Origin of the sequence: Kitasatospora sp. NPDC094015 (assembly GCF_040304075.1) — a bacterium.
GTDB lineage: Bacteria > Actinomycetota > Actinomycetes > Streptomycetales > Streptomycetaceae > Kitasatospora.
Genome location: NZ_JBEOUL010000009.1, coordinates 244,809 through 254,905 on the forward strand (window position 1 = coordinate 244,809; position 10,097 = coordinate 254,905).

At 74.4% G+C, this 10,097-nt stretch carries 9 protein-coding genes; all 9 read left to right on the plus strand.

What is annotated here, in order from left to right; genetic code table 11:
• The first annotated feature begins 51 nt into the window (after nucleotides 1-51).
• The gene (locus tag ABT014_RS14825) at nucleotides 52-393 is read left to right on the plus strand and encodes a WXG100 family type VII secretion target (protein WP_350639118.1); all 342 of its coding nucleotides are present in this window, start codon (nucleotides 52-54) and stop codon (nucleotides 391-393) included.
• Between the two features lie 92 nt (nucleotides 394-485).
• Nucleotides 486-788, plus strand: a complete 303-nt coding sequence (locus tag ABT014_RS14830) for a hypothetical protein (protein WP_350639119.1) — start codon at nucleotides 486-488, stop codon at nucleotides 786-788.
• Nucleotides 789-842: 54 nt separating this feature from the next.
• On the plus strand, nucleotides 843-1,232 hold the full coding sequence (locus ABT014_RS14835; protein ID WP_350639120.1) for a hypothetical protein: 390 nt from the start codon (nucleotides 843-845) through the stop codon (nucleotides 1,230-1,232).
• Between the two features lie 97 nt (nucleotides 1,233-1,329).
• On the plus strand, nucleotides 1,330-3,396 hold the full coding sequence (locus ABT014_RS14840) for a hypothetical protein (protein ID WP_350639121.1): 2,067 nt from the start codon (nucleotides 1,330-1,332) through the stop codon (nucleotides 3,394-3,396).
• Between the two features lie 61 nt (nucleotides 3,397-3,457).
• Complete coding sequence (locus ABT014_RS14845; RefSeq protein ID WP_350639122.1) at nucleotides 3,458-3,892, plus strand: YbaB/EbfC family nucleoid-associated protein; 435 nt, start codon at nucleotides 3,458-3,460, stop codon at nucleotides 3,890-3,892.
• On the plus strand, nucleotides 3,885-4,208 hold the full coding sequence (locus tag ABT014_RS14850; protein ID WP_350639123.1) for a hypothetical protein: 324 nt from the start codon (nucleotides 3,885-3,887) through the stop codon (nucleotides 4,206-4,208). The genes ABT014_RS14845 and ABT014_RS14850 overlap by 8 nt, the downstream gene beginning before the upstream one ends.
• Nucleotides 4,205-6,982 (plus strand): hypothetical protein, encoded by a 2,778-nt coding sequence (locus tag ABT014_RS14855; RefSeq protein WP_350639124.1) that lies wholly within the window; start codon nucleotides 4,205-4,207, stop codon nucleotides 6,980-6,982. Before ABT014_RS14850 ends, ABT014_RS14855 begins: the two co-directional genes overlap by 4 nt.
• The gene (locus ABT014_RS14860) at nucleotides 6,979-9,756 is read left to right on the plus strand and encodes a hypothetical protein (protein ID WP_350639125.1); all 2,778 of its coding nucleotides are present in this window, start codon (nucleotides 6,979-6,981) and stop codon (nucleotides 9,754-9,756) included. The genes ABT014_RS14855 and ABT014_RS14860 overlap by 4 nt, the downstream gene beginning before the upstream one ends.
• Before the next feature lie 156 nt (nucleotides 9,757-9,912).
• A partial coding sequence (locus tag ABT014_RS14865; protein WP_350639126.1) for a hypothetical protein occupies nucleotides 9,913-10,097 on the plus strand: 185 nt, incomplete at its 3' end.

Below are 10,097 nucleotides of genomic sequence, written 5' to 3' on the forward strand. Positions count from 1 at the left end.
GACGCAGGCAGCCGGGCGGGGCCCGGCTGCCGCACTCAGGAGGGACGGCGGATGGCCGGCGACACGATCAAGAACGATCCGAACGTGGTCAGGCAGGTCCTGCAGGTGGTGGAGCAGCAGGAGCAGTACATGGTGGACACCCAGCAGCGGGTCACCGCCCTGATGGACGAGGTCAACGTCCACTTCAAGGCCGCCGCCAGCGAGGCCTACCAGAGCAACATGGAGGCCTGGATCGGCAAGTACAAGGAGGTCCAGGCCAAGTACACGGCCTTCCACCAGCAGCTGAAGGACGCCCAGGCAGGCATCGAGACCGGCGGCGAGGACGCCACGGCGGTGGCCAACTCGATGTACGGCAGCAGCAGCCGCAGCGACTACATCGCCTCCCAGCTCTAGGGCTTGTCGGACCATCCCCGCCGGGCGCACGACGCCGGGCCGGCCGGCCCCGGGGCCGGCGACCACCGCTCACCACCAGGAAGGCATTGACCATGGCAATCGAAGGCCTCGAACTCCACCACGGCCAGATCGAGGAGGTGACCGCCATGCTGAAGGACCTCAGCCACCAGATGGAGGACACCATGGAGCAGACCGCCACGTTCCTCACCCAGGGGCTGGGTCACGAGCTCAAGGGTGATCTCGCCGTCGGCGCGTCCGACTTCGCGCAGCTGCTGCACTCGGCGGACGAGGAGATGAAGACGGACATCGCGCGGGCGGCGGCGGCGCTCGAGGTGATGCACGGTCTCCTGCGGGACGCCGACGCCAACGGCGGCAACCTCATGCGCAACTACTAGGCGGGGCGAGCTCAGGTGCCCGACACCTCCGAGGGGGGCTCCGACACTCTCAAGGTGACGGACGGCTACCTCCGCGACTTCGCCCACGACAAGCTGCGCCCGTTCCTGGAGTCGCTGCGCACCGACGCCGGCCGCAAGGCCCTGCAGCGGTTCCAGAAGGCGGCCGCCAACACCATGCCGGCGCCGGGCGAGTACTCGATGCTGCTCACCGGCAGCGGCACGATCCTCAGCAGCGTGGCCGATCTGCAGAAGGCCTTCACCGACTACAGCGGATCGATCGAGACGCAGTTCCTCAAGATCGAGGACCAGATCAACAAGCTGATCATCGATCTGGAGAACGCGCAGATCCTGCTGCAGAACGGCGAGGAGGAGGCCCTCAAGGCCTCCCAGCTGATGTGGCTCATCAACGACGTGCTCGGCGGCGGACCAGGCCCCGTGCGCTGAGCCCCAGCACGTCCGGCCCTGCGGGTCGGGCCGCGCCGCCCGGGCCGGGCCCGCAGGGACCGCCGACCGAATCCGAAGACCTTGGGAGAACACCGAGATGGCGACATCGAACTGGGAAGACGCGCTGACGGTATTCGCCGCCTCGACCCAGACCGGCGCCTTCACCAAGCGCAACGCCGTGGCCAACTACGACCGGCAGTCCTGGATCGGCGGCTACGGCAACCAGGTCTACAACGTCTCGGTGGTCGACTCGGGGGCGATGAACAGCAAGTACGACGTCTGGTTCTCGGTCAACTACCCCAGCAGCAACGGCGGCGTCTACGCCCAGGTGATCGGCTGCACGCTGAACTGGCCTGAGTTCCAGGCGGAGACCACCGAGCTCGGCAAGTTCGTCCGGCAGGGCCCGAACATCCTCAACCCGCTGGCCTGGGGCGGCCAGCAGAACGACAAGATGAGCATCTGGAGCTTCGACGCCGCCGTCGAGATGCTCAAGTCGGTGGAGAACCTGCTCCAGCTCTGGGTGCCCAAGAACCGGGAGTGGGCCCAGTCGATCAACGCGCCCGGGGACGACTGGCAGGGCAGCGCCGCCGGCGAGTTCCGCGCGCTGCTCAACATGCTGGCGACCGAGCTGCAGATGTTCGAGGCCGACCTGCACAACCGCAACGCCAAGGACGAGATCGCCAAGGCCCGCACCGCGCTCGGCGCGGCCGTCGTCCAGATGGTCAACACCCAGCAGAACTACATGAACACCCGGCTGGTCTGGCCGGTGAACGCGCTGCACGACGCCGTCCTCGCCTCCTTCGAGGGCGTCCAGGTCAAGGTGACCGAGGACGCCGACGGGATGCCGCAGTTCCAGATCACCACGCCCTGGGGCGACCCCAAGGGGGCCGACTTCTGGAAGCACGTGGAGATCAACGCCAAGGACCTCTGGATGAAGAACGTCCAGGACGTCCTGGACCGGGGCGCGGCCGACGCCCTGCACACCATGGACCAGGGGTACGGCCACGCCGTCCCCGCGCTGGCGCCCGTCGGCGCGGTGGGGCTGCGCCCGCCGCCGGGGCCGGACAAGGGCCTCGGCAACAACTCCACCGACAACCCGTTCGGCGAGGGCTTCAACAGCCTCAACAACAATCTGAACGACGCCTTCAAGGGCATGGGCAGCGGGCTCAACGACAGCTTCAACGCGCTGAGCAACAACTTCAGTTCGCTCGGCAACGGGCTCGGCAACGGGTTCCAGAACATGGGCAACTCGCTGTCCAACCTGACCAGTGGCGGTGGCGCGGGCGGCGGCGGACTCGGCGGTCTGCCCGGCCCCGGCTCGATCGGCGGCGGCTCGGGCACCCCGGTCTACGACAAGGACGGCAAGCCGCTCTTCGACTCCAGCGGCAACCCGGTCGTCGTCCCGCCGGGCGGCCGGATCGACCCGGTCACCCACCAGGTGCTCGACGCCAACGGCAAGCCGGTGCTCGACAGGAACGGCAACCCGATCACCGTCCCGGACGGGGCGAGCACCGACACCCCCGGCCGCTACCTCACCGTGCCGCCCGGCTCGCACATCGGCGACAACGGCCATGTGATCGGCCCCGACGGCAAGGACGTGCTCGACCGCAACGGCAACCCGATCGTGGTCGACGGCGGCTACACCATCGGCCCGGACGGCACCCTGCGCGACGAGCACGGCAACCCGGTCTCCGAGTCCACCCAGCTGCTCGCCGACCAGCGGCACGCCTACGACGCCACCCGCGACTCGCTGTTCGGCGACGGCAGTTCCTCCGACCCGTTCGTCGGCGGCGGCTTCGGGGGCGGCGGCGGGTACGGCCTGGGCACCGGCCCCTCCGGCAGCAGCCTGTACGCCGGCGCCAACGGCATGAGCAGCCGGGCGCTGGCCAACGGCGGCGACCCCTCGGCCGCGGCCAAGGCCGCCGCCGAACGCGCCGCCGCGGCGGAGCAGGAGGCGCTGGCCGAGGCCGAGCGCCAGGCACTGACCGGCAGCAAGGTCAACACCACCGGCGGCACCCCGATGATGCCGCCGATGGGCGCCGGGGCCGGCGCGGGCGCGGGCAACCCGAACGAGAAGGACAAGCAGCGCACCACCTGGCTGGCCGAGGAGGAAGAGGTCTGGGGCACCGAGACCACCGCGGTCAGCGGCGTGATCGGCCGCTGACCGGCGCGGCCACCGAGACCGGTACCGGCCCGCAGCGGGCCCCGAGGAGAGGAGCAGCAGCATGAGCAATTCGTTCAGCGAGCAGATCGAGCAGGCCATGGAGACCATGCGGGCCGAGCACGCCCGCGCCACCGAGGCCCGCGACGAGCTGGCCAAGGCCACCGTGTCGGTCACCTCGAAGGACCGCCTGGTGACCGTCAAGGTCGGACCGCAGGGCCAGGTGGTCTCGATGACCTTCCACACCACCGGCTACCGCGAGATGGCCCCCGCCCAGCTCGCCACCCTGCTGACCGACCTGCTCAACGAGGCGCGGGCGAAGATGGGCGAGAAGGTCATCTCGGCGATGAAGGGCTTCGACGGCATCGGCGACATGCTCCGGGTCTCGATGAGCGGCGGCGGCGAGATCGACGAGATGCTCGAACCCCTGCGCGCGATGATGCCCGGCTACGACGCCGACGCCAAGCGCTCGGCCAAGCAGGAGGAGTTCGGTGGCTAGCGGCCAGAAGGTCGACGTCCTGCTGCTCACCGAGGACCTCAAGAAGCGGTTCGAGGAGTTCGGTGAGCTCAAGACGCTGATCACCAACATCGAGGCCGAGGTCAAGACGATCAACGAGCTCAACCTCAAGGTCGGCGGCAACGACGAGATCGGCAAGCAGTACCACGACCAGGTCGACCAGGCGACCAAGGACCTCAGCGACCTGCTCGCGAAGATCAAGGAAGTGGTCGACAAGGCCGGCGAGAACGGCATCAACCTGGTCAAGCAGTTCGACTACGCCAAGGACGTCGCGCACCAGATCGCCGACAGCCTGTGACGGACCGGACCATCGCGCCGGACGCCGTCCGGGCGCTCGCGCTGGCCCACGCCCTGCCGCGGGTGCGGCGGCGGGGCCGGGAGGCTGCCGAGCAGCTCCGCGACCGGCTGGCCCGGGCCGCCACCGGCGCGGGCGACGGGCTCGCGGCGGGCGAGCACGCCGCGCTGCTCGCGGACGCCCGGGCGCTCGCCCAGGTGCTCGGCTCGGGCGCGCCCGAGGACGCCCAGCGGCACGCCGAGAAGCTCGCCCGGGAGGCCCTCGGACTGCTGCCGGCCGGGCTGCTCGCCCCCGAGGCGGCCGACCGGGCGGTGGCGGCCGCCGGAGCGGTCGCCCGGCTGCGCCGCCTGGCCGAGGCACTGCCCGACCCGGCCCCCTGGACGGAGCCATTGCCGCCCCCGCTGCCGCTGCCGCTGCCGCCGGTCGACGGGCGCACCGCGGCGCGGGCCGCCGGCGCCGCACTGGCCCGCGCGGCCCTGGCCGAACTCGACGCCTGCCGGCCCGAACTGGACCGCGCCGCCGAGGAACTGGCGGCCGAGGCGGCCCGCAGCGGGGCCGTCCGCCCGTCCGACCCGTCCGACCCGGCCGCCCGGGCCCGGCTGCGCCGGCGCCTCGCCGCGGCCCGGCGCAGCCGTACGCAACGCGCCGACCGGCTCACCGAGCAGCTGCTCGCGCGCGCGGAGCGGTACCTGCCGGCCGGCGCCCCCGCCCCCGTCGGCCCGCCGCCGGCCCCCGCCGACCCGGTCCTGCTCGCGTGGCTGCGCCGGTACACCACCCCCGGGCTGTACACCCCGCGCACCGAGCACGAGATCGTCGAATGGCTCGGCGAGGACCCGTACGGGTGGCGCGAACTGCCCGCCCCGCCGGCGTTCCTGGCCGGTCTCGACCCGGCCGCGATCGACCCCGGCCACGTCGCCCCGCTGCTGCGAAGGCTCAGCCTCGACCGCCGCCCGCCCACCCCCGCCGAACTGACCCCGCAGGCCCTGGAGACCGACCGGGGCGCCGTCAGCGAGGTCCGCCGCTCGCCCGAACTGCGCTTCTGGGGCCAGCCGCCGGAGCCCGGCACCCCGCAGTTGCCCGAGGTGACCCGGCTGCCGCACGTGGTGCACGGGATCTGGGTCGGCAAGCCGCTGCCCGCCGGCAGCTTGTTCTGGCACAACTACGGTGAGGCCGCCCGCCGTTACGCGGGCCGGGTGGAGTTCGTGCTGTGGACGGACGTCCCCCGCGAGCAGTTCGAGGCGGCCCGGACCACCCCGCCCCCGCCGCCCGGCCGCCGGGACCCGCTCGCGTACGCCCGGCGGCTGCTCGACTGGGCCGGGCGCACCGGCGTCCGGCTGGTCCAGCTGCACGAGGTGTTCCACCGGGACGCCCCGATGCGGCTGCACCGCCAGGCCGTCCTCGAACTGGCCAAGCAACTGCCGCGCGGCTACGCCAGTTTCGGCGACCTGCTCCGGGTGGAGATCCTGGAGCGGTTCGGCGGCGCGTACGTCGACGGCGACATCGCCTTCGCGGACGGGCCGGACGCCGAGCCGCTGCCGGAGTTCTTCGACCGGATCGCCGGCTCGGTGCACGGCTTCACCGCCAACCCCCGCCCGGGCGGCGTCGACAACGACGCCATCGTCGCGCCCGCCGGCCACCCGGCGATCCGGCTGTGGACCGAGCGCGCCCGGCTGAACTACTGCCGCACCCAGCCCGAGATCTTCGGCTCGCTGCGGCACATGGCGGGCCGCTGGATCGGCGAGACCGCCCGCTACCTCGCCCCCGCCCGCACCGGCTGCGTCCAGTACCAGGTCGTCGCGCTGCTCGGCATCCCCTACCTCGACCTGCCCACCACCGGCCCGGCCCTGCGGATCGGCCACGAGCTGAGCTGGACCCCGCCGGCCGCCGGCGAACCGGCCGAACCGGTGGCCCGCACCGAGGAGGAGGTGCTGCGGGTGCTGTCCGGCCTGGTCACCTTCCTGCGCTGGCAGCTGATCGCCCGCCGCGGCGACCTCTACCTGTCCGCCGTCGACCCGGTGGTCCGCGGCCTGCCCGACCCCGATGCCGCCTGGACCGCACTGCTGCGGGTGCTCGCCGGGCCGGGCCGGGACACCGCCCCCGCCGTCGCCTCGGTGACCGACCTGCGCCGCAACGACGACGGCCGCCCGGAGCGGGTCGCCCTCCCGCCGGAGGCCGAGGCACTGCTCGACCGCGACCCCCCGGCCGGCCCCTGGATCGGCGCCCCGCTGGCCGCCGCCGGCCAGCCCGTCTGGCTGCTGGACGAGCAGGTCGAACGGGCCCGGCTGCGCACCTCGGAGCCGCTGCCGGACCGCCGCGCCGCCCTGGCCCGCTGCACCGAGATCGCCCTCGACCCGTTCGGCCGCCCGCTCGGCCTGTGGCTCAGATCGCCCCGCACCGCCGACTCCTGGCGGCACGACGGCCGCTTCACCGGGCTCCCGCCCGGCCACCTGGCCGTCGCCCTCGGCAGCTCCCCGAACCAGGACTGGATCCATGACCTGGAGCTGCGGCCCGAGGACCTCGCCCTGCTGCTGCTCGACCTCGACGCCGCCGACCGGCCGGTCCGGCTGATCACCCCCGGCATGGCCGCCGACCGCGACGAGGCCTTCGCCACCCGGCTGGCCGAGCTGCTCGGCCGGCCGGTGCAGCTCGCCGGCGACCTGCTGCGCGGCCTGCCCGGCCCGCCCGCCGCACCACCGCTGGTGCCGCCGGTGACGTACCGATCGCCCGCCGTACGATCGCCCGCCGCGCGACGGCGCGGCGCGGACCGCGTCCGGTGACCGGCGCGCCGCTCGAGGCGGCCCGCGCGGTGGCCCTCGCGCACGCCCTCCCCGCGCTCCGCGAGGAGGGCCGGGAGGCCGCCGGGCCCGCGCTCGCCGCACTCGCCGAACTCGCCGACCCGGAACGGCCGGACACCCCGACCGGGGCCGACCTCGCCGGGCTGCTCGCCGACGCCGCCGCCACCATCCGGATCCTGGTCGCGGGCAGCGCCGCCCGCGCCGCCCGGGCGGCCGCCCAACAGGCCCGTACGGCGATCGACGCCCTCCCGCCCGGCCGGCTCGACCCCGCGCTGGCCGAGCACGCGGTTGCCGCGGCCGGCGCCCAGGCCCGGCTGCGGCACCTCGCCGGCGCGCTGCACGGACCGGCGTACCGCGCCGAGACCGCCCGCCGTACCGCCGCCCTCACCACCCCGGGCGGGCACCGCTCCGCGCTGGCCGAACTGCGCGACGGCGCCGTGCTGTCCGCGGCCCGGACCGCCGCGCTGGCCCGGGCCGCCGTGACCGCGCTCGGCCTGCACCAGGACGAGCTGGACGCCGCCACCGCCGCCCTGGCCGTGCAGCTGGACACGCCGGCCGGCGGGACGGCCGACGGCCCCGGCACCGCGCGGGGCGCCGTCGAGGACCGGCTCCGCGCCGCCGCGCGGCTGCGGGTGACCCGGGCCGCCGACCTCGCCGACCGGGTCCGCTCGCTCGTCCGCCCCGACGGGGGCGGAGCAGCCGCACCCCGCCCCCGGGCCGACGCCGCGCTGGCGGCCTGGCTGCGCGCCCACACCCACCCCGCCCTGGACACCGAGCAGTTCGAGACCGCGCTGGCCGCCTGGCACGGCACCGACCCGTTCCGGCTGCGCGATCTGCCGGCCCCGCCCCCGTTCCTGACCGGAACCGACCCGGCGGCCCTGCCCCCCGAGTACCTCGCCCCCCTGCTGCGCCGCCTCGACCTGACCCGCCCCGCGCCCCGGCCCGAGGAGCTCACCCCCGCCGCCCTCGCCCGCGACCGCGGCCGCACCACCGACGTCCCTCGCAGCCCGGAGCTGCGCCGCTGGGGCCGCCCGGCCGGCTCCGGCGCGCCGCTGCTGCCCGCGCGGACCCGGATCCCGTACCTGGTGCACGGCATCTGGCTCGGCGGTCCGCTGCCCGAGGAGAGCGTGTTCCGGGACAACTACGGCCGGGCCGCGCTGCGGTACGCGGGCGAGCTGGACTTCGTGCTCTGGACCGACCTGTCGCGCAGCCTGGTCGCCGAGGCACGGGCCGGGGCCGCCGACAGCGGGGACCGCAGGCTGGCGGCGGTCCGCTCCACCGTCGACTGGGCGCGCGCCCACGGCATCCACCTGGTCGACCTGCACGAGGTGTTCCACGCCGGCGCCCCGATGCGGCTGCACCGGCCGTTCGTCCTGGAGATGGCCAAGCAGCTCCCGCGCGGGTACGGCGCAGCCAGCGACCACCTGCGGGTGGACGTCGTCGGCCGGTTCGGCGGCGCCTACGTGGACGGCGACATGCTCTTCACCGGCGCGCTCACCCCCACCGAGACGCTGCCCGACCTGCTCGACCGGACCGCCCGCTCACGGCCCGGCTTCACCATGAACCCGGGCCTCGGCGTCGGCAACGACGTGATCGTCGCACCCGCCCGGCACCCGGCCCTCGCCCTGTGGGCCGAGTGCGCCCGCCTCAACTACGGCCGCAGCCAGCCGGAACTCTTCGGCGGGCTGCACGCGATGGCCCGGCCCTTCGTCAACCGGTCCCGGCAGGACCAGCGGTACCTGGCGCCGCACCGCTCCGGCCGGATCCACCACGAGGTGCTGGCCCGGCTCGGCCTGGACGCCGCGCAGCTGCCCACCACCAAGCACGCCCTGACCGACGGGCACGAGGTGAGCTGGGCCCGGCCGATCCCGGGCGGCCCGGGCGCCCCGGCGCCGATCACGGACGGCGAGGCGCCCGGCGTGCTGGCCCGCTGCCTCACCTTCCTGCGCTGGCAGCTGATCGCCCGGCAGGGGGACCTATACCTCAGCGCCGTCGACCCGGTGATCCGGCGGCTGCCCGACCCCGACGCCGGCTGGCTCGCCCTGCTCACCACCCTGGCGGAGCACCTCGACGGGCTCCCGCCGGTCGCCTCGGTCACCGACCTGCGCCGGCGCGACGGCGACGGCCTGCTGGAGCGGGTCGACCTGCCGCCGGAGGCCGAGTCGCTGCTCGACCGGACAGCCCGCCCCCACCGGTGGATCGGCGCCCCGCGCTCCCGGCACGGCGAACCGGTACGGCTGCTGGACGAGTGGGTCGCCCCCGCCGCCCTGCGGGCCCCGGTCGCGGACGGCCCGCCGCCCGACCCGGTGGCGGCCCACGCCGCGCTGAGCGAGGCGGCCGTCGACCCGCTCGGGCGGGTCCTCGGCCTGTGGATCCGGCCGGAGCGCGCCGCCGGCACCTGGCGGGAGGACCGGCGGTTCACCGGGATCGCCCCCGGCCACCTCCGGCTCAGCCTGGGCGGTGCGCCGAGCCTCGACGGGATCCGCGAACTCGGCGTCCGCGCCGAGACGGTGGCACGACTGGTGTGCGCGGTCGGAGCGGCCGGCCGGCCGCTCGAACTGGCGGTGCCGCGCGGCGGCGCCGATCGGCTGCGCGGCTTCGCCGGCCGGCTGGCCGTGCTGCTGGGCCAGCCGGTCTCGTTCGCCGAACAGGCCTTCGAGGCACCGCAGTTGGGCCAGGCTGCTACCGCCCTGGTGCCCCCGGTGCGGTACCTCCCGGTCGGCCGCCCGCTTCCCGGCGAGCCGCTCCCGGGCTGACCTCCCGGCCGCGCCCGCGGGCGGATCCCGATCCGCCATCCAGTGGTCATCTTCGGGTACCGCTGATGTCCTCGGGTCGACTCCTGCCAGTTGGATCATGACGAATGAGCTCTGTCTCATTTCATCTGACGGTCCATCAGTTCAGGGGTCTCTCTCGTGTCGTACTCGTCGATCGTCGTTCCGTCGGGTGTGGACACCTTTTTCTCGGTGGTGTCGGGGATGCCGTGGCCGCAGGTGAGGGAGGGTGATCTGCGGGAGGTGCGGGATCAGTACGAGGTGTTGGCGCGGGATCTGCCGCATTTGCGTGATCTGATCGCGGTGGTGGCGGTGAAGGCGCGTCA